We start from the raw sequence: 22,640 nt of genomic DNA on the forward strand, positions 1-22,640 counted from the left end.
AAAACCGGAAATCAATCGGCGTTCAGCGCCGCAATCCCGGCCTTGGCCACCTGGGCATCCTGATCGGCCTTGACGCCGGAGACGCCCACGGCACCGATGACCTGGCCATCGACAATCACCGGTACGCCACCTTCGAGCGACGTCAGCAACGGGGCGCTGAGAAATGCGGTACGACCGCCATTGACCATCTCTTCGTAACCTTTGGACTCGCGACGACCCAGTGCGGAAGTACGGGCCTTTTCGATGCTGATATAACTGCTGATCGCGGCTGCACCGTCCAGACGCTCGAAGGCCAGCAGGTGACCACCGTCGTCGACCACGGCAATGGACACGCCCCAGTCATTGGCCAGCGCCTCGTTGCGGGCGGCAGCCAGCATCTGGCTGACTTCGGTCTGGGTCAGAACGGCTTTGATTTTCATGGGATTCTCCAGAGTGGTTTTCAGTGAGATTCGGCAGGGTTGAGGGCCTGGTCGATCAGTTCGATCCAGTGCCGTACCGGGGTCCGGTTGGCGCCCGACAGGTGAGTCTGGCAGCCGATATTGGCAGTGGCTATAACGTTTGGCTTGCCGCTTTCCAGAGCGTTCATTCTGTTATCGCGCAACTGGCGCGATAACTCTGGCTGGGTGATGGAGTAGGTGCCCGCCGAGCCACAGCATAAATGCCCGTCAGGCACCGCTGTGAGGTTGAAGCCCAGACGTGTCAGCACCCGTTCGACTTCCCCGCCAAGTTTCTGTGCATGCTGCAAGGTGCAAGGGCAGTGAAACGCCAGACGCAGGTCGCTCTTGATGCCCAGCTCCTGCAGCGGTTCATCGCGCAGCACTTCCACCAGATCCTTGCTCAGGGCGCTGACCCGCGCGGCCTTTTCGGCATATTCAGAGTCATGGCGCAGCAGATGACCATAGTCCTTCACGAAAGCGCCGCAACCGCTGGCGGTCTGGATGATGGATTCGGCACCGCTTTCGATGGCGGGCCACCAGGCATCGATATTGCGCCGCGCCCGATCCAGTCCGGCATCCTGAGCGTTCAAATGATAGTCCACCGCACCGCAGCAACCGGCTTCGCTGACAGGCTGCACGCTGATGCCCAGGCGATCCAGCACCCGGGCGGTCGCCGCATTGGTATTGGGCGACAGGCCTGGCTGCACGCAGCCTTCCAGCAACAGAACCTGGCGTTCGTGGCGGTTTGCCGGACGAGTGCCTGCCGGTTGTATCGAGGCCGGAAGCTTGGTCTTGAGGCTGTCAGGCAGCAGCGGGCGAAAGGTATTGCCCAGTTGCGTCAGGGACTTGAACAGCCCGGCATGGGGCACCACATGGCGCAGGCTGTCGCGCAGCACACTCTGGCCCAGCGGGCGCGGCACGGCGGCATCCACCACGGCCCGTCCGATGTCCAGCAGGTTGTGATAATCCACACCGGACGGGCAGGTGGTTTCGCAATTGCGACAGCTCAGGCAGCGGTCCAGGTGCAACTGGGTTTTCTCGGTGACTTCATTGCCTTCCAGGACCTGCTTGATCAGATAGATCCGTCCGCGCGGGCCGTCCAGCTCATCGCCGAGCAATTGGTAGGTGGGGCAGGTGGCATTGCAGAAACCGCAATGCACGCAACTGCGCAGGATGCTCTCGGCCTCTTCGGCGCGGGGCAGTTGTCTGGCGTGTTCGCTGAGGGTGGTCTGCATGGTCAGAACTCCGCGTACATTCGGCCAGGGTTGAAGATGCCATGGGGATCGAGCCGGGCCTTGAGTTGTTGGTGATAGCGCAGCAGCGGTGTGGCCAGCGGCTGGAACGGACTGTCTTCGTGGTTCGCCCGATAGCAGGTTGCATGGCCGCCGATGGCCTTGACCACGCTGCGGATCGTGGTGCCCTCGGCATCGGATTTGAGCCAGCGTTGTGCGCCGCCCCAGTCGATCAACTGCTCGCCGGGCAAGTCCAGCACGCCGGTATTGTTGGGCACCGACAAGCGCCATAGCGGACGACTGTCGAGAAAGAAGTCCAGGCGCTGTTCGTTCAGCTCCTGCCAGTAACCGGAGTCCAGTGCCTGGCCACCGAGTCGGTCCCGAGCTGCGTTTACCGAGCCTTCCCCCCCTTCAAGGCGCAGATACAGGACGTTGCCATCATGGCTGGCGGCACTGATCGGCATCGGCTGCTGGCCCCATTGAGCCAGACGTTGCAGAGCCTGGGCGCTACTCATTTCCAGGGCAATGCTGCTGCACTGGCGCGGTTTGGGCAGGACCTTGAACGAGACCTCGGTCAACAGTCCAAGACAACCCAGGCTGCCCGTCATCAGCCGCGACACGTCGTAACCGGCGACGTTTTTCATCACTTCGCCACCAAAGCGCAAATGCTTGCCCTGTCCGGTAATCACCCGCGTGCCCAGCATGAAATCCCGTACCGAACCGGACCATGGCCTGCGCGGCCCGGACAGCCCGGCGGCAACGACGCCTCCGAGGGTGGCTTCGCCAAAAGCCGGAGGTTCGCAGGGCAGCATCTGCCCGGCCTCATCGAGCACATGCATCAGTTCGTTCAGCGGCGTTCCGGCGCGAGCGGTAATCACCAGTTCCGTGGGGTCGTAGCTGACAATGCCCCGGTGCTCGCGGGTATCGAGCACCTGGCCCGTCACGTTGCGGCCCAGGAAGTGCTTGCTGTTGCCACCCTGAATCCTCAAGGGCGTAGCGTCCTGCAGCGCCTGATTGACCTGATCGAGCAGGCTCTGGCTGGCATCGCGGTCATGGGTCGTGGCCATCAGAAGCGCTCCAGTTCGGGGAAGGGCAGTTGGCCCCCATGGATATGCATGGCACCGAATTCCGCGCAGCGATGCAGGGTCGGAATATTCTTGCCCGGATTGAGCATGCCGCCGGCATCGAAGGCCGCTTTGATGGCGTGGAAAAAGCTCAGTTCATCGCTGTTGAACTGGGCGCACATCTGATTGATCTTTTCCCGGCCGACACCGTGTTCGCCAGTGATGCTGCCGCCTACGGCAACACACAGCTCAAGGATCTTGCCGCCCAGGTTCTCGGCACGTTCCAGTTCCCCTGGCCGGTTGGCATCGAACAGAATCAGCGGATGCATATTGCCGTCTCCGGCATGGAACACATTGGCGACCCGCAGACCGTATTCTTCGGACAGTCGACTGATTCCCTGCAAGACACCTGGCAGTTCCCGACGCGGAATGGTGCCGTCCATGCAGTAGTAATCCGGCGACAGGCGTCCGACCGCCGGGAAGGCATTCTTGCGTCCGGCCCAGAAGCGTACCCGTTCGGCTTCATCCCTGGCCTGACGCAGCTCGGTGGCACCGGCCCGGGTCAAGACGTCCCTGACCCGTTGGCAGTCATCATTCACGTCGGCTTCGACGCCATCGAGTTCGCACAGCAGGATGGCTTCGGCGTCGACCGGATAACCGGCATGGATAAAGTCCTCGGCTGCCCGAATCGCCAGGTTGTCCATCATTTCCAGTCCGCCGGGGATGATCCCGGCCGCGATGATGTCGCCCACGGCGCGCCCGGCCTTTTCCACCGAATCGAAGGCTGCCAGCAGCACCTTGGCCACCTGCGGCTTGGGCAGCAATTTGACCGTCACTTCGGTGATGACTCCCAGCATGCCTTCCGAACCGGTAAACAGCGCCAGCAGATCGAAGCCAGGCGAGTCCAGCGCCTCGCCGCCCAGTGTCATGGGTTCGCCTTCGACGCTGAGCATTTCGACCTTGAGCAGGTTGTGAACGGTCAGGCCGTACTTGAGGCAGTGCACGCCGCCTGCGTTTTCCGCGACATTGCCGCCGATGGAGCAGGCGATCTGCGAGGAAGGGTCGGGTGCGTAATACAGGCCGTGAGGTGCTGCGGCCTGGGAAATCGCCAGGTTGCGCACACCCGGTTGCACGCGGGCCAGTCGGGCGGCGGGATCGATTTCAAGTATTTGATTGAAGCGTGTCATTACCAGCAACACGCCTTTCTCCAGAGGCAAGGCTCCCCCGGAAAGACCGGTGCCCGCGCCACGGGCCACCACCGGCACACGCCGTTCGTGGCACAGTCTGAGCAAGGCCCGGACTTCTTCCAGATGCCGGGGCAATGCCACCAGCATGGGCGTGGTGCGATAGGCGGACAGGCCATCGCACTCATAGGGCCGAAGTTCTTCGGGACGATGCAGGATATCCAGGTCGGGCAACTGCTGTTGCAGGTCATGGAGCAGTTGCTGTTTGTCGACGTCAGGCAGGGCACCGTCGATGTGTTCGTCGTAGAGAATATTCATGGTGCAACCCAGTGTTGTTTTTGTAGGGCTTGCGTACAGCGATGGCTTGCATCATTGGCGCTGCGAGCCTTACTGTCCATGCTTTAAAAGAGTGGTCGAACCAGTTTTTCAAGAGGTTGCGGCGCTGGATCTGGAAAAAGATCCTGTTAATCAATGTCTTGCTACTGATTTTGTTCGCCATCGGTTTTCTCTTGAATCTGGTCATACCAGTTGGAGCGAGGATGGACGGTTCTACCAAGCCGCGGCCGACGCAAGTGGCGGACGTGGTCTGTGAGCGTATCGAGCGGCTGATCGTCGACGGTGTCCTGAAGGTGGGGCAGCTCTTGCCCTCCGAGCGACGGCTGACCGAAAAGCTCGGCGTTTCCCGCACTGCCTTGCGCGAAGGGCTGAAGCTCTTGCGGGCGCGGGGGATTATCGAAACCGAGCAGGGCAAGGGCTCGTTTGTCGCGCACATGAACAGTCAGCAGCAGGTATCGCCGCTGATGCATCTGTTCGGTTCGCAACCGCGCACCCTGTATGACCTGCTTGAAGTGCGCAGCCTGCTGGAAGGCGAGTCGGCGCGGCTGGCGGCCCTGCGTGGCACCGATGCCGATTTTGTCCTGATCACCCGCAGTTATGATGCCTTGGTCGCGGCACAGAATCAGGAGCTTGAAGCCAGCGAGCATGCCCGGCTCGATCATGCCTTCCATCTGGCCATTTGCGAGGCCTCGCACAACCCGGTGCTGGTGCAGACCTTGCGTTCGCTCACTGACCTGCTGCTCAACACCGTCTATGCCTCGGTCAACAATCTTTATCATCGCGAACCGCAGAAGCGTCAGATCGACCGCCAGCATGCCCGCCTGTACAACGCTGTGACCGGTCGTCTCCCGGACCAGGCCCGCAAGGCTGCACTGGCGCATATTCAGAGCATCAGCGAAAACCTGCGAGAGATCGAAAACGAAGAACAGCGGCTGGTGCGTTCGACGTTGCGTCTGCAAGGCTGGACTTGAACGATGGCTTGACAGGCGAAGGGCGATCCCGCAATTTACGCATAAAGTAATATGTTTACGAAAATAATAACGAGCCTGCGCGAATGAATTCGCTCCCACGAGATACGGCCTGGCCTGCTCTGTTTACCTACTACCGTTCGACGGCCAGTTATCGTGTGCGTATCGCTCTGGCGCTCAAGGGGCTGGATTACACTTCGATTCCGGTCAATCTGATTGCCGACGGGGGTGAACAGCGCAAGCCGTACTACAGGGCCATCAATCCTCAGGGCCGCGTACCTGCCTTGCAGCTTGAGAGTGGTGAGGTCATAACCCAGTCGCCAGCCATCATCGAATACCTTGAAGAGCGCTACCCGCAGCCACCGCTGCTTGCCGCGGATCTGCTGATGCGGGCCAGGCAACGAGCGGTGGCGGCGGTGATCGGTTGTGATACCCATCCGCTGCACAACGTTTCGGTGCTCAATCGCCTGCGCGTTCTGGGGCATGACGAGGCCACTGTCACCGACTGGATCGGCCACTGGATAAGCGAAGGGCTCAATACCGTCGAGCAGTTGATTGACGGGACGGCGTTCTGTTTTGGTGATGTGCCCAGCGTGGCGGATGTGTATCTTCTCCCGCAGGTCTATGCAGCGCGGCGTTTCAAGGTCGACCTGAGCGCTTATCCTCATATCGCGCAGGTCGAGCAGCGGGCTTTGCAATCTCCAGCCTTCCTCAAGGCTCACCCGGATACACAGCCGGACAAGCCGGACTAGACTGAGTCTTATGAAAACATTGGGTCTGCAACTGATTTTCGGTGATTTCCTCGCCCGCAGCGTTCGGGGCGTTCCCTGTGCGCCACCCGCAGAAAAGTGATTCGAGCTGTCCCGCGTTCTCACTTTTCCTGCAAGGAGCCAGACATGGCTGATCTATACGAAAACCCGATGGGCCTGATGGGCTTTGAATTCATCGAATTCGCCTCACCGACCCCCAACGTTCTGGAACCTGTCTTCGAGATGATGGGCTTCACCAGGGTTGCGACCCACCGTTCCAAGGATGTGGTGTTGTATCGCCAGGGCGCCATCAATCTGATTCTGAATAACGAGCCCCATAGTCTGGCGTCGTACTTTGCGGCGGAACACGGGCCGTCGGTGTGCGGCATGGCGTTTCGGGTCAAGGATGCGCAAAAGGCCTATAGCCGCGCTCTTGAGCTGGGGGCGCAACCGGTGGAGATCGCCACCGGACCGATGGAACTGCGCTTGCCGGCAATCAAGGGCATCGGCGGTGCGCCGTTGTACCTGATCGACCGTTTCGGCGAAGGTACTTCGATCTACGACATTGACTTCAACTTCATCGAGGGCGTGGACCGGCATCCGGTGGGCGCAGGCCTGAAGTTCATCGATCACCTGACCCACAACGTCTATCGCGGGCGTATGGCGTACTGGGCGAATTTCTATGAAAAGCTGTTCAACTTCCGGGAAATCCGCTACTTCGATATCAAGGGCGAATATACCGGCCTGACCTCGAAGGCCATGACCGCACCCGATGGCATGATTCGTATTCCCCTGAACGAAGAGTCTTCGAAAGGTGCAGGCCAGATCGAAGAGTTCCTGATGCAGTTCAATGGCGAAGGCATCCAGCATGTGGCGTTCTTCACCGATGACCTGATCAAGACCTGGGATGCCCTGAAAGCCACCGGCATGCGCTTCATGACCGCGCCACCGGAAACCTACTACGAAATGCTCGAAGGCCGTCTGCCTGACCATGGTGAGCCCGAAGCCGAGCTTAAATCCCGGGGTATTCTGCTCGATGGTTCGTCGGAAGGCGGCCAGCGGCGTTTGCTGCTGCAGATCTTTTCCGAAACCCTGCTGGGGCCGGTGTTCTTCGAGTTCATCCAGCGCAAGGGCGATGACGGGTTTGGCGAAGGCAATTTCAAGGCGCTGTTCGAGTCGATCGAGCGGGATCAGATTCGGCGTGGGGTGTTGATGGCGGAATAGAGGAGAGCGGCAAGTTTCAAGCTGTAAGCTGCAAGAAAGAGCAGATACGTTCTCGCTTGCAGCTTTCAGCCCCCCATTCGGCCACTGATCGCCTGTGTCACTTCAACCAGTCGTTCGGCCGCCAGGTCCTGTGCCTGACCCGTCAGGAGCGCGCTCGAGCCCACCACCGTCACGACACCCGCCAGCTTGTTGCCCATGGCAAAAACCGGCGATGACACTGCGTTGACTCCCGGCAGCAGCAATCCTTGAATCTGGTGCACGCCATGGGCGCGGATCTGTTCGACATGCTGCTCTATGTCCTTGAGCTGCGCTGCGTTCAGGTGAGGCGTTTCCTGTTCCCGCAGGGCGGCGGTTTCCCGGTCATCCAGGAAGCTGGCGAATACCAGGCCGGTAGAAGAACTCAGCAGTGGCAATACCGAACCGATCTGCGTCACCAGGGTGACTGCACCTGTGGATTGCTCGACATACACCACCGTCGGCCCTTTGTTGCCCCAGACTGCCAGGAAGCAGGTCTGATTAAGCTCGTCACGCAGGGTTGTCAGGTAGGGCGCGGCGACTTTCAGTACATCCAGCTTGCCCAGCGAGGCCAGCCCGACCTGCAGGGCTTCGCGACCCAGGCCGTAGTGGTTGGTGGCCCCGTCCTGTTCGGCAAAACCGCTGGCAATCAGCGCTTGCAGGTAACGATGCACCTTGCTGGCCGGCATGCCCAGGTGTTCGGCCAGTTTCGACAGCGAGGTCGAAGGGGTCAGTTCGGCCAGGGCCTTGAGCACGCCAAGGCCGACTTCGGCTGACTGAACCTTTTGCTGGCGCCCGTTGGCAGGGCTTTCGATTTCATCGGTCATGGGTGGGGCGCCAATCTGAAAAGGCAGCTTTATAGCTTGACCACACTTCAAACTCAAATTACGTTATTCGTAATTGATTTACGATTTTTTGATTCCCGCTATGCGACCCGATAAAAACAAGAGGTCCAGATGCCTGTTCATCCCGATAGAGAACCCTTGGTGTACCAGTCCGGTTTCGGTAATCACTTCAGCAGCGAAGCGTTACCGGGCGCTTTGCCGGTCGGTCAGAACTCTCCGCAGAAACATGCGCTAGGGCTGTATGCCGAATTGCTGTCCGGCACGGCGTTCACGGTTCCGCGCTCCGAGGCCCGGCGTACCTGGCTGTACCGGATCAAACCTTCGGCAGCTCATCCCCGCTATGAGCGCCTGGCCCGGCAGGTTACAGGGCTTGAACAAGGGCCGATCACGCCCAATCGCTTGCGCTGGAATGCCTTCGATATTCCCGCCGAATCCACGGATTTCATCGACGGTCTGATTGCCCTGGCCAGTACCAGCGCGGCCGATCAGGCCGAGGGTGTGAGCATTTACGTATACCGGGCCAATACCTCGATGCAGCGGGCATTCTTCAATGCCGATGGCGAGTGGCTGGTGGTGCCGCAGCAGGGGAGGTTGCGCATCGTCACCGAGCTTGGACTGCTGGAGATCGAGCCGCAGGAAATCGCGGTACTGCCCCGTGGCATGAAGTTCAGCGTACAACTGCTGGATGATACTGCCCGGGGTTATATCTGCGAGAACCACGGCTGTGTGTTGCGCCTGCCGGATCTGGGGCCTATCGGCAGCAACGGGCTGGCCAACCCGCGAGACTTTCTGGCACCCACTGCCCGGTTCCAGAACAGCGACGCACCGGTTGAGCTGGTGCAGAAGTTTCTCGGCGAACTGTGGTCCACCCAACTGGATCATTCGCCCTTCGACGTGGTGGGCTGGCATGGCAATAACGTGCCGTACAAATATGACCTGCGTCGCTTCAACACCATCGGCACGGTCAGTTTCGATCACCCGGACCCGTCGATCTTCACGGTGCTTACGGCACCGGGCGCGGTGCACGGGCAGGCCAATATCGATTTCGTGATCTTTCCGCCGCGCTGGATGGTGGCGGAAAACACCTTCCGCCCTCCGTGGTTCCACCGCAATCTGATGAACGAATTCATGGGGCTGGTCGAGGGTGTCTACGATGCCAAGGCCGAGGGCTTCATGCCCGGCGGTGCGTCGCTGCATAACTGCATGAGCGCCCACGGCCCTGACAACGCCACCGCAGAAAAAGCCATTGCCGCCGAGCTCAAACCGCACAAGATCGATAACACGCTGGCCTTCATGTTCGAGACCGGCAAGGTGCTTCGTCCAAGCCGTCATGCCTTGAGCTGCGAACAACTGCAACGCGACTACGACGCCTGCTGGAATGACATGGCCAGCCTCTTCAACAAGGAACAGTCTCGATGAATGCTTCTTCGACACGCCGCAGCTGGATTGCCTCGGCCAACGACCACCCTGATTTCCCCTTGCAGAACCTGCCGCTGGGCGTGTTCAGCCATGGAGATACAGGTCCCCGTGGTGGTGTGGCCATCGGGGATCTGGTATTCGATCTGCGGGCGGCTGTACAGGCCGGTTTTTTTCCGGGCGAAGCGCAGAAGATCGCAGACGTCGCCAGTCGCGATCAGTTGAATGATTTCTTTGCGCTGGGTGCCCGGGCACGACAAACCCTGCGTCATGCCTTGCTGCAATTGTTTGCAGAGGACAGCCCGCAACGAGACAGCCTGCAGGCCGCCAGTCTTTTGTATCCCATCAGCGAGTGCCGCTTGCATGTACCGGCACGGGTCGGGGACTACACGGATTTTTACGTCGGCATCCACCACGCCACGAATGTCGGCAAATTGTTCCGTCCGGACAATCCTTTGCTGCCCAATTACAAGTACGTCCCCATCGCCTATCACGGGCGGGCGTCAACCTTGTGCATCTCCGGCACACCGATCAGACGCCCCAATGGCCAGACACTGGCTGCGGGTCAGGAAGTGCCGACATTCGGACCCTGCAAACGGCTGGATTACGAACTGGAAATGGGCGTGTGGATCGGGCCGGGCAATGAGCAAGGCACGTCGATTGCGATTGACCGGGCAAACGAGCATATCGCCGGTTTCTGTCTGCTCAACGATTGGTCGGCACGGGATATCCAGGCCTGGGAATATCAGCCTCTGGGGCCTTTCCTGTCCAAGAGTTTTGCCACGACCATTTCCCCCTGGGTGGTGACCGCCGAAGCCCTGGCTCCGTTTCGCAGTCCTCAGCCGCCACGCCCCGAAGGTGACCCGCAGCCGTTGCCGTATCTGCTCGATCCGGCGGATCAGGAAAACGGTGCGCTGGATATCGAGCTGGAAATCCTGCTGCTGACCGAACAGATGAAGGCTCGGGGCATGGAGCCTTATCGTCTGGCCCTGAGCAACAGCCTGAACATGTACTGGACCGTGGCGCAAATGGTCACGCACCACAGCGTCAACGGCTGCAAGCTGCAACCGGGTGACCTGTTCGGTACTGGAACCTTGTCCGGTCCGCAGGCCGGGCAGTTCGGCAGCCTGCTGGAAATGACCGAAGGCGGCAAACAAGGGGTGGCCTTGCCCAGCGGCGAGGAGCGACGCTTTCTGGAATCGGGTGACGAAGTGATCCTGCGCGCCCGCTGTCATCGTGAAGGGCAGGTGTCGATCGGGTTTGGCGAGTGCCGGGGTGTGGTGCTGGGCTGATGCTTTTGCAGCATCAGCACCTGAATCGTTCCCGGTAAGCCTGGGGCGTGACCGACAAGGCCCGCAGAAAACTGCGGCGCAGGGTTTCTTCGCTGCCAAAGCCGCATTGTGAGGCGATGCGTTTGATGGCCAGCGTGCTTTCACTCAACAGGCGTCGTGCGGCCTCGACGCGAAGCTGTTCGACGGCCCTGGCCGGTGTAGTACCGGTCTGGGCGCGGTAGTGGCGCACAAAACTGCGTTCGCTCATACCCACCCGGGCGGCGAGGCTGGCGACCGACAAATCGCCATCCAGATTCTCCATCAACCAGCCATGCAGCTCGGCGAAGCGGTTTTCCGTGGGATGGCTGGCTTGCTGCATCGACAGGGCGTTGCTGAATTGTGCCTGCCCACCGGGACGCTTGAGAAATACCACCAGATCGCGGGCCACTGCCAAAGCGATGCTGTGGCCCAGGTCCTGTTCGATCAGAGCCAGCGCCAGGTCTATGCCCGCCGTGACTCCCGCCGAAGTCCAGAACGGACCGTCATTGATGAAGATCGGATCGGGATCGACCCGTAAACTCGGAAAGCGCTTGGCCAGCCTGTCGCAACTGTCCCAATGGGTTACCACGCGCCGATTGTCCAGAAGCCCGGTCCGGGCCAGAAGAAATGCACCCGAGCAGACGGATGTCATGCGCCGGGCTGTTGCTGCCTGCTGCTGTATCCAGTTCACCAGTTGTGCATTTTCCATGGCGACGCCGATGCCGCGACCGCCTGCGATGATCAAGGTGTCGCATGGTTCGTCGGTGGGCAGCGGCCATGTCTGCAGCCCCAGGCCTGCTGACGACATGACACTGCCGGGCTCGGCAGCGACCACCTTCATGACATAAGGCGGCGGTTTGCCCAGGCCTTCCAGACGTCGATTGGCCGAGGCGAATACCTGCAATGGCCCGCAGACATCCAGGACCTGAACGTCAGCGAAGGCAACGATATGAATGGTTTTCTGGCTGTCAGCCATGCGGCAACCCTTTATCGAGACGGTTGGCGTAATTGGTGGGCTTTGTGGCGTATCCGCCAGAGGCTATCCCGCTACAGTTCATGCGTCCACTTTTCCTGCATGGAGTTATCGAGATGACGTTGCATATCGGCCTTCTGGTGTTTCCCGGTGTACAGCAACTGGATCTGACCGGGCCTTACGAAGTGTTTGCCTCGTTGCCCGGCACACAGGTGCATCTGGTCTGGAAAACGCTGGAGCCGCTCAAGGCCAGCACCGGGCTGACCCTGGTTCCTACAGTGGATTTCAGTGATTGTCCCTTGCTGGATGTCATCTGCATTCCTGGTGGCAGCGGCATCAATGCCTTGCTGGAAGATGAGCAGACCCTGGCGTTCGTCGCAGACAAGGCGCGTACGGCACGTTATGTCACTTCCGTGTGTACGGGCGCACTGGTGCTGGGGGCAGCGGGGCTTTTACAAGGGCGGCGAGCAACCACTCACTGGGCCTCGCATTCATTGCTGGCAGCCTTTGGAGCCATTGCCACTCAAGGGCGCGTGGTGCGCGATGGCAACCTGTTAACCGGCGGCGGGGTGACGGCAGGGATCGATTTTGCTCTGACACTGGTGGCCGAACTCTTCGGTGACGAGAGTGCCCAGGCGATTCAACTGCAACTGGAATATGCTCCGGCACCGCCTTTCGATGCGGGCAGTCCAGACACTGCGCCAGCGAGGGTTCTGGCCATGACTCATCAGCGTCTTGCTGCATCCCTTGAACAGCGGCAGGAGATCGTCAGGCGAGTCAGTGGGCGGGTTTGATCTCGTACCAGCCCAGAAACATGTCCAGAGCCGATTCGATCACTTCGGTCTGTTTCTCGGGCGTGAGAATCTCGGCATTGAGGGTCAATTGCGGCCAGAAGGCGAAGGCCTTGAGCAAGGCATGCATCTGGGCAGCAGCGAAACCCGGATCCACGGGTTTCAGACGTCCATCTTTCTGGGCAGAGCGAATCCACACCGAGAAGGCTTCTTCACGTTCGTTGATGCGGGTCATCCACGTCTGCGCACGGTCGGGAGAGTGAACGGTAGCACCGACGATCACCCGTGCCAGGTCCAGAAAATTGCTGTCTGCCAGGGTATCCATCTTGTGCCGCAACAGGTCGCGCAGTTGCTCGCGCAGGCCCTTATCGGCCTTGTAAGGCTCATCGGGCGATGGAAACACGCACGCCCAAAGGCGTTGAATGATTTCCGCGAAGAGCTCTTCCTTGCTGGGGAAGTGGTTGTAGACAGTCCGCTTGGAAACCTCGGCCCGTGCCGCGATGCGGTCCATGCTGGTGACTTCGAAACCGCGATCGCGAAACTCGGCAATGGCTGCCAGAACAATGGCTTCGCGTTTCTGGTCGGTAAGGCGCATGGGGGCTTTCATAGGTTCGCTTCAAACGTGCGTTTAGAGAAAATTACACTCGGCAGTTTACTTGTCGTGGCCAATCATGCAAGCTTAAAACTACACCGTGTAGTGTAAAGCGCTGTTACACATTTTTACTTCACGTTCCGCAAGGTGCGTATAGCTTGATGCAGCACGGCAGGATCTCGACCTGTTCTCAGGAGTCAGCACATCATGGCCATGAATCCCCCCAAAACAGATGCCGCTTCATTGCCTGTCTTGTCTCGTCATGAGGGACGCTACCGCAACCATGCGCCGGTCAAGTCGCTGGGGTTTGTCCGCACCCTGGGGGTGTTCTGGAATGCCATGTTCAACAAGCCCCGTGACACACGGCCCGCAGGCGAGATTCCGGTCCAGCCGCTGTCGCGCCAGCAGTTGCTGGCGGCTCCGAACAATACGGTGTATCGCCTCGGGCATTCCACCGTGCTGCTCAAGCTGCACAATGAGTTCTGGCTGACCGATCCGGTGTTTGCCGAGCGTGCTTCGCCGGTGCAGTGGGCCGGCCCGAAGCGTTTCCATCAACCGCCGATCAGCCTTGAAGAACTGCCGCCGCTCAAGGCGGTGATTCTTTCGCACAATCATTACGACCATCTCGATCATATGACCATCAAGACCCTGATGGACAAGACCGAGCACTTCCTGGCACCGCTGGGCGTGGGCGACACCTTGATCGGGTGGGGCGTGCCGGCTCGGAAGGTCCGTCAACTCGACTGGTGGCAGTCCACCGAAGTGTCGGGCATCCGTTTTGTGGCTACACCCTCACAGCACTTTTCCGGGCGGAGCCTGCTCGACAGTAACCAGACCCTCTGGGCATCCTGGGTGATCATTGCGGATGAGCAGCGGATCTTCTTCAGTGGCGATTCCGGTTACTTCGATGGCTTCAAGACCATCGGCGAGCAGTACGGACCTTTCGATCTGACCCTGATGGAAACCGGTGCCTACAACGTCCAGTGGCCGGATGTGCACATGCAACCGGAACAGACCCTGCAAGCGCATATCGATCTGCGTGGCCGCTGGCTGCTGCCGATTCATAACGGCACCTTCGATCTGGCGATGCATGCCTGGCACGAACCCTTCGATCGTATCCTGGCGCTGGCCTGGGAGAAGAATGTCTCGATTACCACGCCGCTCATGGGGCAGCCCTTCTACATCCAGTACCCGTGCCGTGGGGAAACCTGGTGGCTGGAAGTGGAGGAAACCGACGAGCCGGTGGAACCTGCCAAGGCTGCGGTCGCCAGACAAGAGCCTCATGCGCGTTGTAACTGCCGTCAGCAAAATGCCTGATGCACCGAGGCTTGTTACACCCTGTAATGATGTGAGTCCTCAAAGGATCACGGGGCGTGGAAGGGGAGGCGGCGTGATCGTGTTTTGATGTTATCTTGCTAGCGCTGACCTGATCCGCCGTCAGTGCCACGAGAAAACTCGATGCTCAACAGTAATGCTCTAAGAAAGCTCGACATGCAGGACCTGATGGTCTTCGTTTCGGTTTACGAGCAGCGCAATCTGACCCTGGTGTCGGAAGCACTGCATGTCAGTCAGTCGACGGTCAGTTACTGCTTGAAGAAGTTGCGGGCCAACTTTGAAGACGACCTGTTTATCAGTACCCGCAACGGCATGCGTCCGACGCGCAAGGCCATGGCCATGCACGACCATGTGCAGCAGATCCTGCAGAAGATCAATCTGTGCCATGACGGCCTGCACCTGTTCAACCCCACAAGCCGGCAGACAACCTTCACCGTCTGCGCCCCCGAGTACTTCGAGCTGCTGGTGCTGCCGCATCTGATGCGCAGCTTCATCGCTGGCGGATTTACCGTGACCGTCAACGTCCAGAAGCTGGACAAGGAACTGCCTGCCCAGGCTTTGAGTGAAGGCCAGTTCGATCTGGCCCTGTGCTTCGGTCCTGGCTTTCATCGCATCCCCGGCGGGTTGATGAGTCAGGTCCTGCTGGAAGACGATCTGGTCTGCGTCACGGACGCACAGTTCGCGCCGCAATGCGCCAGTATCGATCTCGACACCTTCACCCAACGCCATCATGTGTACCCGACACCCTGGACATCCGACACCAATATGGTGGATGGCTGGTTGCAGCGCCAGGGACGCGAGCGGCATATCATCACCCGCGCCAACAGCTACCGTGCAGCGTTGCAACTTCTGGAGGGGACCGATTTCATTCTGGTCATGCCACGCCGCATCCAGACCCTGCTGGCCACCGACCCCTGGATTGCGGTATTTGAACTGCCCCCCGATCTGCCGGAATTCACTCTGGATATGGTCTGGAGCAGGCATCTGGATGAAGACGAAGCCAATGGCTGGTTTCGCGAGCAGGTGGTGAAAGTCTGCGCGGAGCAAGGGTTGCTCTGAGTTGTAATGCATGGACTCCGAGATTGCGTATCAGTAGCATTGCGCGCTCTTTATTTCGTGCATTTTCAAGGATGTCTCATGCCGACTATTTATTCTCGACCGACCCTGACTGCAGGGCTGGTCGGGTTACTGTTCATTGCTGGCTGCCAGTCACAGACAGGTTCGCGATCACCGGAAGAACTCAAGAGGCTTGAAGCGTTTTCCACCGATTTCAGGAACGCACTGGCCACTAATGCGTGGTTGGCCAGCCCCGAGCTTCTCGATGGTGATGTGAAGCTAAGAGTTAAAATCAATCGCCGCAACGAAGTGGTTTTCTGTGAGACAGAGCCTTACTCACAGACTGCTTTGTCGAGCGTCTATCCACGTCTGTCGGCTCTGGTGAAAGATGTGTGCTGGAACACGCTGTTCCCTGTGGTGCCGAGCGAACTCTACGATCCCGATGGGACTGCGGACATCATCGCTCCGCTTGTGTTCTCGTCCGGGCAGGATACCGAAGAGCTCAGGCTCAAACGCATGGGGCGAACCATTCGCTACGCACAAAGCCGCTTCTTCTGGGAGCAGACCCTGCGCAAGCAACCGCCGTCCAGCATCGGTTATGCCGATTTCCGCTATGTGGCCAATGCCCAGGGGGAAGTACAGGGCTGTCTGGTCAACCTGCGTGCCAGCCGCCAACGGCCCGAAGCCTTTGAACTCGATGGTGACTTGCAGGCCCGGTTGAGTGCGCAATGCAAGCAGATGAACCTGCGCCAGTTGCCAGGCTTCATGGTCAACCCGCAAGGCATGGCCGAAGGGATCGTCCGGGTCGAATACATGCCATGGAAGGGTGGGCCGACGCCGCTTTGATCCATTTGCAGCTCCCGACATCTCGCTACAAAGGCAAGGCATACTTTAGCCTGGAGCGAGTCTTTCTTTGCATCTGGCTACAGGTCAATATCGTCATCACCAGATAGGGTTGATTATGGATAATTCAGGGGACTTTCTCGATACCCAGATACTGATTACGGCCATCCAGGACGCTGAGAGTGTTGATGTCGAAGGCGCAAGAGTTTCTTCTATTGTGGCGTCGGAGTTTCTGGGGGCTGTAAGCCCGGACCCTGTCAATGCCAACTATTATGTGCCCTTGATTTCCCAGCGACATGCAGCCATGAATTACCCTGACAGACTGATGCGTCGGGATCATGCTTTTTCGAAAATGAGTACTGATTGGGTGAAGATGGATTTTGGGGCCATTCACCCTTCGATCATCCATTTTGGAAATTATGCGATGTCGGAAATCATCAACAACAAATCATCGGAGCTTTTTAATAGCGTCATCTCCCATTTACCCAAGGAGAAAAGAAAAACGCTCAAGAGAAAGTTCAGCTTCCTTCTGGAGTGCGGAATAGAATGCGTCCCGCTCAGCAATGAGGCCATAGAAAAAGCTCAGGATCTGCTTTCTTCCCTGAAAGAAAAAAGCTCTCTGAAGAATAACTTCAGAAATAGCTGGAACGACTTGCTGATCGCTGCTATCGCCATCGAAAATTCAGGAAAGCTCCATACACATGACAACCTGCTTGCACGTCAGATTGCAGAGCATATGGAAGCGTCGGTTGTAGAAAAAGAAAGCTCTCTTGTGGTGGATTACTCTGTAAAAGAGGAAATCCTTAAAAAATTCAACAAGGAAAGCAAAGGTTATGTTAACCGGGGATGGCAGGTGGAGTTCAGCAGGCAGTCTCGTAGAGAGTGAACCGGAACGTTCAGATTTGTGAGTTCTGGTTTGGTAATTTTTTTGTCTATTCCACAGACTACCTGATCGGCACTGAGCGTCGTGACCATGGACGTGGAGCCGACCCCATTATCTTCCTGTATCGGCGAGCCGATTGTGCAGTATGCTCAATAAAAGAGTGCTTCGGCGAAGACTTTATTTAGAAAAACCTAGCGATCCAACTGCAGTGACTAACGCAGAACTGGAAAGCTAGGCAATGTGGTAAGCAGGTTCTGAAGAGATGATAGGCCTCGAAGTCTTCCAATTTGAAATTCCGACTTTTTCAACAGATCAATCCAAGGCAAACGTCTGCCGGATAGGCAGCAGAGCACCAAAAAAGTGGTCTATAACAGCTCAAGTCTCGCCGGTCAGATTGCTGCGGTCGAAAGCGGGATTGCCGTAGCGGTGCTGACCAGGTGCACAGTACCTGAGCATCTGCAAGTCCTGGGACCTGAACATGGCCTCGGCTCGCTGGAGTCAATGGAGGTTGCGATCTACCGAAGCAAAGCGTCTCAAGGGGCTAAGGCAGTCGATAGCCTGCGAGACTTTCTGATCAGACATCTTCGTGATCGCACCTCTTCATGAACTGATCGACGGCCCTGTGCCAAACCTCTGCACGATAATGTCACTGCGCTGCATCCGGGCTCGGTCGAAGAGCTCTTGAGTTGCCACGCATGGGCTGTCTGTCGGTTGGATACAGGCCTGCCGAGCAGCCTCAACCCACCTGCCAAAAGCGGAAAACTCAGAAAAAATCAGAATTTGTGAAAAATTTGCGAATTAATGAAGGCATTATGATGTCACAGGAGCGCTTCCTGAAATTTTCTTCATCCGGTTCCCTCTCCTTCCTTGCGAGTTCGCAACATGAATATTCTGAGTCAGTCCAAGTTTTCGACCAAGTTGCTGGCAGCTTTTATCTTCTGTGCCCTGATTACCCTGGCTGTAGGTGGCCTGGGTATGGTGGGAATCAGTCGATTGGCCGATGCGCTGGCGTTGACCTTTTCCAATAATCTGGTCTCGGTGGCCAACACCAATGAAACCCTGACCAGCCTGACGGCCCACAACCGTGGGCTTTACAGATTGCTCGATGCCCAGGATGGCGGCGTTTCGGAGGCGGACAAGGAGAGGGTTCGCCAGGCAATCGCGTCGGATCTGGAGCGCATGCAGAAGGTTTTTGCAACTTATCGCGCAACGCCTCTGGAGGATGATGAGCGAGCTGCCGGAGATGAATTCGAGAAGCTCATTCCTGTTTATATCGCGGGTGCCACCAAGGTCGCGGAACTCATGACGGCGGGGGACCTGACCGGGGCCCGCAATCGCCTGAACGTACTCTCGGGCGAGGACTTCTCCAAGGCCCGCAGCCTGTTGCGGATCATGATCGACTCCAATAATCGCCAGATCAAGGAAGGCGCGATTGCGGCTGCCGAACTCAAATCCAGCGCCATTGTGATGCTATCGTCGGGTGTGATTATTGCCTTTGTAGTCGCCGTCATTCTGGGCATCCTGATTACCCGGATGATTACCGGTCCTCTGGCCATTGCAGTCACCAGCGCCCAGCGCATCGCCAAGGGCGATCTGACTCAATCCATCGTTTCCAATCGTGGCGACGAAGCCGGTCAATTGCTCAATGCGTTGTCCGATATGCAGGGGGGGCTCAAAAACACCATTCAGGAGATTGCCAGCGCTTCGGGACAACTGGCTTCGGCTGCCGAGGAATTGAGCGCTGTCACGGACGAAAGCACTCGCGGGCTGACTCGCCAGAATGACGAAATCCAGCAGGCTGCCACGGCCGTCAATCAGATGACAGCAGCGGTCGAAGAAGTGGCCCGCAATGCCGTTTCGACCTCCGAAGCCTCGAAAACCGCTACCGACGATGCTGTTCAAGGCCGTGGCCAGGTGGATCAGACCGTCAAGGGCATCACCACCATGGTCAATGAGATTACTCAGTCGACCGAGGCGGTTGCACAACTGGCCGGTAATGTCCGGGATATCAGCAAGGTGCTGGAAGTGATCCGCAGCATCGCCGAACAGACCAATCTGCTGGCGTTGAACGCTGCCATTGAAGCGGCCCGTGCCGGTGAGCAGGGACGCGGTTTTGCCGTGGTGGCCGATGAAGTGCGCGCTCTTGCCCATCGTACTCAGGCTTCGACCGTGGAAATCGAAGGTATGATCGGTACTGTTCAGGCAGGTGCCGACGGGGCTGTTGCGGCCATGGGCAAGAGCCTGTCGCTGGCGACCAACACTCAGGAACTGGCAGAGCGTGCAGGTTCGGCGCTGATCAAGATTACCGAGGGTGTCGCGACCATCAACGAGCGCAATCTGGTGATTGCTTCGGCGTCCGAAGAGCAGGCCCAGGTGGCCCGTGAAGTGGACCGTAACCTGCTGAACATCCAGGACCTCTCGACCCAGAGCGCGGCGGGTGCCAACCAGACCAGTGCATCGAGTCAGGAGCTTTCGCGTCTGGCCACGTCCTTCAACATGCTGGTGGCCAAGTTCCAGCTTTGATGTCTTGGTGTTGATTCAGAAGTAGCCGGGGGCAGGATCACTGATCGTGAGTGATCCTGCCTTTTCATTCCAGAGAAGGGCTTCTGTTTCTTTCAACCATTGCAATGATGGTTTCCACCAGTTCGGTCTTTGCCTGTGCCGCGGTGATTTCTGCGCTCGCAGCGGCATTGGACAAGGCTTCTGCGGCACCCAGCATCGCTCGCAGGCCTGCCTGTGAAATGTTTCCCGAGGGTGAAAAACGGGCCAGGGCATTTCGGCATTTTTCCAGGAATATGGCCTCATACTCGCGCTTGATCTTTTCGAGTTCCGGTGAGCTGGCCAATGCGGCGATGACGCCGGCTATTTCGCTTCCCTGCAAGAGAACGCAGTCCACATAAGACGAGGCGATGATGTCGGCCTTGCTGAGCAGAGTGGCCTCGCTCGTCTCAAAGGCCACCTCCATCAGAGCTGTCTGACGCTCATCGAAATCCTTGTAGAGCGCTGCCAGCAATCCGGCACGTGTTCCGAAATGGTCATAGACCACCGGTTTGGTCACGCCTGCCTGCTCGGCAAGCCGTCCCAGCGTCAGCGCTTCGGTCCCTTCCTTGTGTACCAGTTGCCATGCCACGTCGATTAACTGGCGCTGCCGGTCCTCTCGCGATAACCGGCGACGCGGTTGTGGTTCTTGATTCTGTGCTGACGTGTCAGTGCTTGACATGGAAACCTACCAAAAGTAACTTAGGTTTTAACTTACTAAAAGTATATAGGCGCCGTCTTTAGTCAGCAATCAACAGGAGTATTCGCTATGCATGCGCTCATCGTAGTTGCTCATCATGACCCCCAATCGCTAACCCATAGCCTGGCGGCGCAGGTCGCAGAAGGGCTGAAGCTCGCCGATCCGGGGCATACTTTTGAAATCGCGGACCTGTATGCCGAGTCGTTCGATCCGGTATTCAATCTGGCCGATCATGCTGTGCTGCGTGAAAAAGCCTCGCCACCTGTCGACGTGCTGGCAGAGCAGGCAAGGATCGATCGGGCGGATGCGCTGGTGCTGGTTTATCCGGTCTATTGGTGGTCGATGCCGGGGTTGCTCAAAGGCTGGATTGACCGGGTATTTTCCAATGGCTGGGCGTTCGATTTCAGTAACGATGCCGGTCTTTTGAAGAAGCTGGGTCATTTGAATGTACACCTGATCGGTGTGGCCGGTGCCGATGCGGGGACTTATGAGAAGTATGGGTATCTGAATGCGATGGAAACCCAGATCGATCGCGGCATTTTCGGTTACTGCGGTGCCCGTGTCGTAACTTCAGAACTTTTGCCGGACTCCGAAACGCAGGATGCGGCTGTTCACCTTGATACTGCGCGTGCAGTGGGGGGCCGGATTTTTGCTTCCGGGGTTACGGGCTAGCCTTTTGCAGACATAACTTGAGCCGAGCAGGAGCAATCGGGCGGTGCTCCGCTTGGATTACTCGTGAACAGACCTCCACGGCTTCAGCCACAGCGCCAGCCCGACCAGCAGCGTCGCGCCATAGGCACAGCCGAGGGTCAGTTGCAGCCAGATATCCTGCAAGGGATGCAGCAACAGCGCCGCCAGGAGCATGAACAGTGCGGCCAGCAGCCAGTGACTGCGCCATGGCAGTACGGCGAGCAGGGACTGACGATGCATCAGCAGCAAGCCGGTGACCAGTGCGCCACCAAGAGCGGCGAGGGCGATGCCGGTCAGGCCCAGGAAAAACGGCAGGATGCCCAACAGCACGGCATTGCACAGGCTGCCGATCAGTTCGCAGTTCAGCGGCAGGCGGGTATCGCCGTCCGCATAGGCATAGCGCGCCAGCAACGCATTCCAGGCTCCGAACATCAAGGGCACGGCAAACCAGGCCAGCAAGTGTGGCAGCGGGCCGTCGTGGGTCTGATTGGGCAGTAACAGCACCACCAGCGCACCTGCGGCACCGATCAGACCGGTTACTGCAGGCAGGGTCAGCAGCGTGGCACTGCCCAGCCCTCGGCGCAGCAATGACAGGCGCTGGGTATTCTCGCTGCCGCTCATCAGGCCCAGCAGTACCTGGTTCAGGCTCATCAGGGCGATCAGGGGCAGATTGATGAGTTTGCGTGCCAGGTTGACCCAGGTCACCGCGCCTTCACCCAGCAACGAGGCGACCATCCGCTCCAGCAGCGCCAGGCCCTGACTGGCCAGATTGCTGCTCAGCAGCGGGCCGATTCTCTGAAGCAGTTCACGTACAGCGCCGTGCTCGGTTTGCCAGTGCCACGGTCGCCAGCCCGAGCGATACAGTGTCGGCAGCAGAACACCCGGCATCAACAGGCTGCCCAGCACGCAGGCCAGGGCCAGCCCCGAAAGCGTTGCCGAGTGGCTGAGCACTGCGAGGTAGATCACTGGCGGCAGGTTGAACAGCAACGAACCAAGACCCGCCAGCACAAAGCGTGAGCGCGCCTGCAGAGGAATGCACAGCAACGCATGCAGCAGGAAACCCGGCGCACACCATGCCAGCCAGTGCAGGCCGTTGCCTGCCAGGGCATAACCTTCGCTATCCAGTCCCGGTCCGATCAGACGCACCCAGAGTCCGGCACCCAGGCTCAGCACCAGGCTGAGCAGTACGCCGAAAATCAGCAGGCGTGGTGTCAGAGCCTGAAGCCAGTGCTGTTGCCGTTCGGCAGAACGCTGTTGATACAGCGGCAAGGCTGCGGCACTCAGCAGCCCGGCCGCCAGAGACATGCGCAAGGCCTCGGGCAGGAACATCGAAACCAGAAACGCATCGCTCTGGCTGCCCGCGCCCCAGGCGGCGACCAGCAGCCACTCGCGGGCAAAGCCGGCAGCCAGGCCGGTCAGCGTCGCCAGCGTCAGCCACAGGGTCGAGCCGAGCATGGGC

At 58.7% G+C, this 22,640-nt stretch carries 22 protein-coding genes and 1 pseudogene; 14 read left to right on the forward strand and 9 right to left on the reverse strand.

The genetic code is table 11. The features are described 5' to 3' along the window. Window positions 1–11: 11 nt before the first annotated feature. From JSY17_RS15065 to glcD, 4 genes are read right to left on the reverse strand one after another with little or no spacing between them, the layout of a single operon-like run. A complete protein-coding gene (locus JSY17_RS15065; protein WP_117166612.1) occupies window positions 12–419 on the reverse strand; it encodes a heme-binding protein in 408 nt (135 codons plus the stop codon). 20 nt (window positions 420–439) lie between these two features. Beyond that, window positions 440–1,672, reverse strand: a complete 1,233-nt coding sequence (glcF, locus tag JSY17_RS15070) for a glycolate oxidase subunit GlcF (protein WP_206402237.1) — start codon at window positions 1,670–1,672, stop codon at window positions 440–442. 2 nt (window positions 1,673–1,674) lie between these two features. After that, the gene (gene glcE, locus JSY17_RS15075; protein WP_122371489.1) at window positions 1,675–2,736 is read right to left on the reverse strand and encodes a glycolate oxidase subunit GlcE; all 1,062 of its coding nucleotides are present in this window, start codon (window positions 2,734–2,736) and stop codon (window positions 1,675–1,677) included. Further along, window positions 2,736–4,235, reverse strand: a complete 1,500-nt coding sequence (gene glcD / locus JSY17_RS15080; protein WP_206402238.1) for a glycolate oxidase subunit GlcD — start codon at window positions 4,233–4,235, stop codon at window positions 2,736–2,738. Before glcD ends, glcE begins: the two co-directional genes overlap by 1 nt. Between glcD and JSY17_RS15085 the strand changes: the two genes are divergently transcribed. The 4 genes from JSY17_RS15085 to hppD all read left to right on the forward strand — a co-directional run bounded on the left by JSY17_RS15085 (window position 4,234) and on the right by hppD (window position 7,194). Next, window positions 4,234–4,509 (forward strand): hypothetical protein, encoded by a 276-nt coding sequence (locus JSY17_RS15085; RefSeq protein ID WP_200976452.1) that lies wholly within the window; start codon window positions 4,234–4,236, stop codon window positions 4,507–4,509. The genes glcD and JSY17_RS15085 overlap by 2 nt on opposite strands. Next, on the forward strand, window positions 4,457–5,224 hold the full coding sequence (glcC, locus tag JSY17_RS15090) for a transcriptional regulator GlcC (protein WP_122371488.1): 768 nt from the start codon (window positions 4,457–4,459) through the stop codon (window positions 5,222–5,224). The genes JSY17_RS15085 and glcC overlap by 53 nt, the downstream gene beginning before the upstream one ends. An 83-nt stretch (window positions 5,225–5,307) precedes the next feature. Next, window positions 5,308–5,973, forward strand: a complete 666-nt coding sequence (maiA, locus tag JSY17_RS15095; RefSeq protein WP_206402239.1) for a maleylacetoacetate isomerase — start codon at window positions 5,308–5,310, stop codon at window positions 5,971–5,973. A 144-nt stretch (window positions 5,974–6,117) separates the two neighbouring features. Continuing rightward, the gene (hppD, locus tag JSY17_RS15100) at window positions 6,118–7,194 is read left to right on the forward strand and encodes a 4-hydroxyphenylpyruvate dioxygenase (protein ID WP_117181274.1); all 1,077 of its coding nucleotides are present in this window, start codon (window positions 6,118–6,120) and stop codon (window positions 7,192–7,194) included. 65 nt (window positions 7,195–7,259) lie between these two features. On the opposite strand, the gene JSY17_RS15105 is transcribed toward hppD, so the two are convergent. After that, window positions 7,260–8,036, reverse strand: coding sequence for an IclR family transcriptional regulator (locus tag JSY17_RS15105; RefSeq protein ID WP_206402240.1), 777 nt, complete (start codon window positions 8,034–8,036; stop codon window positions 7,260–7,262). 129 nt (window positions 8,037–8,165) lie between these two features. On the opposite strand from JSY17_RS15105, the gene hmgA reads away from it, so the two are divergent. Further along, a complete protein-coding gene (hmgA, locus tag JSY17_RS15110; protein ID WP_206402241.1) occupies window positions 8,166–9,473 on the forward strand; it encodes a homogentisate 1,2-dioxygenase in 1,308 nt (435 codons plus the stop codon). Next, window positions 9,470–10,762 (forward strand): fumarylacetoacetase, encoded by a 1,293-nt coding sequence (gene fahA / locus JSY17_RS15115; protein ID WP_206402242.1) that lies wholly within the window; start codon window positions 9,470–9,472, stop codon window positions 10,760–10,762. The genes hmgA and fahA overlap by 4 nt, the downstream gene beginning before the upstream one ends. 13 nt (window positions 10,763–10,775) lie before the next feature. Here the strand turns inward: fahA and JSY17_RS15120 are convergent, their stop codons facing one another. Next, window positions 10,776–11,756, reverse strand: a complete 981-nt coding sequence (locus JSY17_RS15120; RefSeq protein WP_206402244.1) for a GlxA family transcriptional regulator — start codon at window positions 11,754–11,756, stop codon at window positions 10,776–10,778. A gap of 113 nt (window positions 11,757–11,869) precedes the next feature. Here JSY17_RS15120 and JSY17_RS15125 point away from each other — a divergent pair, with 113 nt between their 5' ends. Then, the gene (locus tag JSY17_RS15125; protein WP_117181279.1) at window positions 11,870–12,547 is read left to right on the forward strand and encodes a DJ-1/PfpI family protein; all 678 of its coding nucleotides are present in this window, start codon (window positions 11,870–11,872) and stop codon (window positions 12,545–12,547) included. Here the strand turns inward: JSY17_RS15125 and JSY17_RS15130 are convergent. After that, entirely contained in the window at window positions 12,531–13,151 is a 621-nt protein-coding gene (locus JSY17_RS15130; protein WP_206402245.1) for a TetR/AcrR family transcriptional regulator, read from the reverse strand. The two genes, JSY17_RS15125 and JSY17_RS15130, sit on opposite strands and share 17 nt — an antisense overlap. 192 nt (window positions 13,152–13,343) lie before the next feature. On the opposite strand from JSY17_RS15130, the gene JSY17_RS15135 reads away from it, so the two are divergent. From JSY17_RS15135 to JSY17_RS15155, 6 genes and pseudogenes are all read left to right on the forward strand, one after another. Next, window positions 13,344–14,453: an MBL fold metallo-hydrolase gene (locus tag JSY17_RS15135; RefSeq protein WP_206402247.1), complete on the forward strand. Its 1,110-nt coding sequence runs from the start codon at window positions 13,344–13,346 to the stop codon at window positions 14,451–14,453. A 141-nt stretch (window positions 14,454–14,594) separates the two neighbouring features. Continuing rightward, window positions 14,595–15,530 carry a LysR family transcriptional regulator gene (locus JSY17_RS15140; RefSeq protein WP_206402249.1) on the forward strand — a complete coding sequence of 312 codons (936 nt, stop codon included), beginning with the start codon at window positions 14,595–14,597 and terminating at the stop codon, window positions 15,528–15,530. Between the two features lie 78 nt (window positions 15,531–15,608). Continuing rightward, complete coding sequence (locus tag JSY17_RS15145) at window positions 15,609–16,373, forward strand: hypothetical protein (RefSeq protein WP_201014011.1); 765 nt, start codon at window positions 15,609–15,611, stop codon at window positions 16,371–16,373. A gap of 115 nt (window positions 16,374–16,488) precedes the next feature. Then, window positions 16,489–17,256, forward strand: a complete 768-nt coding sequence (locus tag JSY17_RS15150) for a PIN domain-containing protein (RefSeq protein WP_206402251.1) — start codon at window positions 16,489–16,491, stop codon at window positions 17,254–17,256. 309 nt (window positions 17,257–17,565) lie between these two features. Continuing rightward, window positions 17,566–17,859: pseudogene (locus JSY17_RS25705) on the forward strand (LysR family transcriptional regulator); the annotation flags it as partial. A 276-nt stretch (window positions 17,860–18,135) separates the two neighbouring features. Next, the gene (locus JSY17_RS15155) at window positions 18,136–19,776 is read left to right on the forward strand and encodes a methyl-accepting chemotaxis protein (RefSeq protein ID WP_206402252.1); all 1,641 of its coding nucleotides are present in this window, start codon (window positions 18,136–18,138) and stop codon (window positions 19,774–19,776) included. A 64-nt stretch (window positions 19,777–19,840) separates the two neighbouring features. Here the strand turns inward: JSY17_RS15155 and JSY17_RS15160 are convergent, their stop codons facing one another. Further along, the gene (locus JSY17_RS15160; protein WP_200997738.1) at window positions 19,841–20,473 is read right to left on the reverse strand and encodes a TetR/AcrR family transcriptional regulator; all 633 of its coding nucleotides are present in this window, start codon (window positions 20,471–20,473) and stop codon (window positions 19,841–19,843) included. A gap of 87 nt (window positions 20,474–20,560) precedes the next feature. On the opposite strand from JSY17_RS15160, the gene JSY17_RS15165 reads away from it, so the two are divergent. Beyond that, window positions 20,561–21,163, forward strand: a complete 603-nt coding sequence (locus JSY17_RS15165; RefSeq protein ID WP_200997737.1) for an NAD(P)H-dependent oxidoreductase — start codon at window positions 20,561–20,563, stop codon at window positions 21,161–21,163. A gap of 57 nt (window positions 21,164–21,220) precedes the next feature. Here the strand turns inward: JSY17_RS15165 and JSY17_RS15170 are convergent, their stop codons facing one another. Beyond that, window positions 21,221–22,636: a lipid II flippase MurJ gene (locus JSY17_RS15170; RefSeq protein WP_117187020.1), complete on the reverse strand. Its 1,416-nt coding sequence runs from the start codon at window positions 22,634–22,636 to the stop codon at window positions 21,221–21,223. Window positions 22,637–22,640: the final 4 nt, after the last annotated feature.

It is taken from the genome of Pseudomonas capsici (assembly GCF_017165765.1).
Classification (GTDB): Bacteria; Pseudomonadota; Gammaproteobacteria; order Pseudomonadales; family Pseudomonadaceae; genus Aquipseudomonas; species Aquipseudomonas capsici.

Coding starts and splice junctions, on each gene's coding strand:
- JSY17_RS15065 (WP_117166612.1), bottom strand. CDS start 419: ATGAAAATCAAAGCCGTTCTGACCCAGACCGAAGTCAGCCAGATGCTG.
- glcF (WP_206402237.1), bottom strand. CDS start 1,672: ATGCAGACCACCCTCAGCGAACACGCCAGACAACTGCCCCGCGCCGAA.
- glcE (WP_122371489.1), bottom strand. CDS start 2,736: ATGGCCACGACCCATGACCGCGATGCCAGCCAGAGCCTGCTCGATCAG.
- JSY17_RS15085 (WP_200976452.1), top strand. CDS start 4,234: ATGGTGCAACCCAGTGTTGTTTTTGTAGGGCTTGCGTACAGCGATGGC.
- glcD (WP_206402238.1), bottom strand. CDS start 4,235: ATGAATATTCTCTACGACGAACACATCGACGGTGCCCTGCCTGACGTC.
- glcC (WP_122371488.1), top strand. CDS start 4,457: ATGGACGGTTCTACCAAGCCGCGGCCGACGCAAGTGGCGGACGTGGTC.
- maiA (WP_206402239.1), top strand. CDS start 5,308: ATGAATTCGCTCCCACGAGATACGGCCTGGCCTGCTCTGTTTACCTAC.
- hppD (WP_117181274.1), top strand. CDS start 6,118: ATGGCTGATCTATACGAAAACCCGATGGGCCTGATGGGCTTTGAATTC.
- JSY17_RS15105 (WP_206402240.1), bottom strand. CDS start 8,036: ATGACCGATGAAATCGAAAGCCCTGCCAACGGGCGCCAGCAAAAGGTT.
- hmgA (WP_206402241.1), top strand. CDS start 8,166: ATGCCTGTTCATCCCGATAGAGAACCCTTGGTGTACCAGTCCGGTTTC.
- fahA (WP_206402242.1), top strand. CDS start 9,470: ATGAATGCTTCTTCGACACGCCGCAGCTGGATTGCCTCGGCCAACGAC.
- JSY17_RS15120 (WP_206402244.1), bottom strand. CDS start 11,756: ATGGCTGACAGCCAGAAAACCATTCATATCGTTGCCTTCGCTGACGTT.
- JSY17_RS15125 (WP_117181279.1), top strand. CDS start 11,870: ATGACGTTGCATATCGGCCTTCTGGTGTTTCCCGGTGTACAGCAACTG.
- JSY17_RS15130 (WP_206402245.1), bottom strand. CDS start 13,151: ATGAAAGCCCCCATGCGCCTTACCGACCAGAAACGCGAAGCCATTGTT.
- JSY17_RS15135 (WP_206402247.1), top strand. CDS start 13,344: ATGGCCATGAATCCCCCCAAAACAGATGCCGCTTCATTGCCTGTCTTG.
- JSY17_RS15140 (WP_206402249.1), top strand. CDS start 14,595: ATGCTCAACAGTAATGCTCTAAGAAAGCTCGACATGCAGGACCTGATG.
- JSY17_RS15145 (WP_201014011.1), top strand. CDS start 15,609: ATGCCGACTATTTATTCTCGACCGACCCTGACTGCAGGGCTGGTCGGG.
- JSY17_RS15150 (WP_206402251.1), top strand. CDS start 16,489: ATGGATAATTCAGGGGACTTTCTCGATACCCAGATACTGATTACGGCC.
- JSY17_RS15155 (WP_206402252.1), top strand. CDS start 18,136: ATGAATATTCTGAGTCAGTCCAAGTTTTCGACCAAGTTGCTGGCAGCT.
- JSY17_RS15160 (WP_200997738.1), bottom strand. CDS start 20,473: ATGTCAAGCACTGACACGTCAGCACAGAATCAAGAACCACAACCGCGT.
- JSY17_RS15165 (WP_200997737.1), top strand. CDS start 20,561: ATGCATGCGCTCATCGTAGTTGCTCATCATGACCCCCAATCGCTAACC.
- JSY17_RS15170 (WP_117187020.1), bottom strand. CDS start 22,636: ATGCTCGGCTCGACCCTGTGGCTGACGCTGGCGACGCTGACCGGCCTG.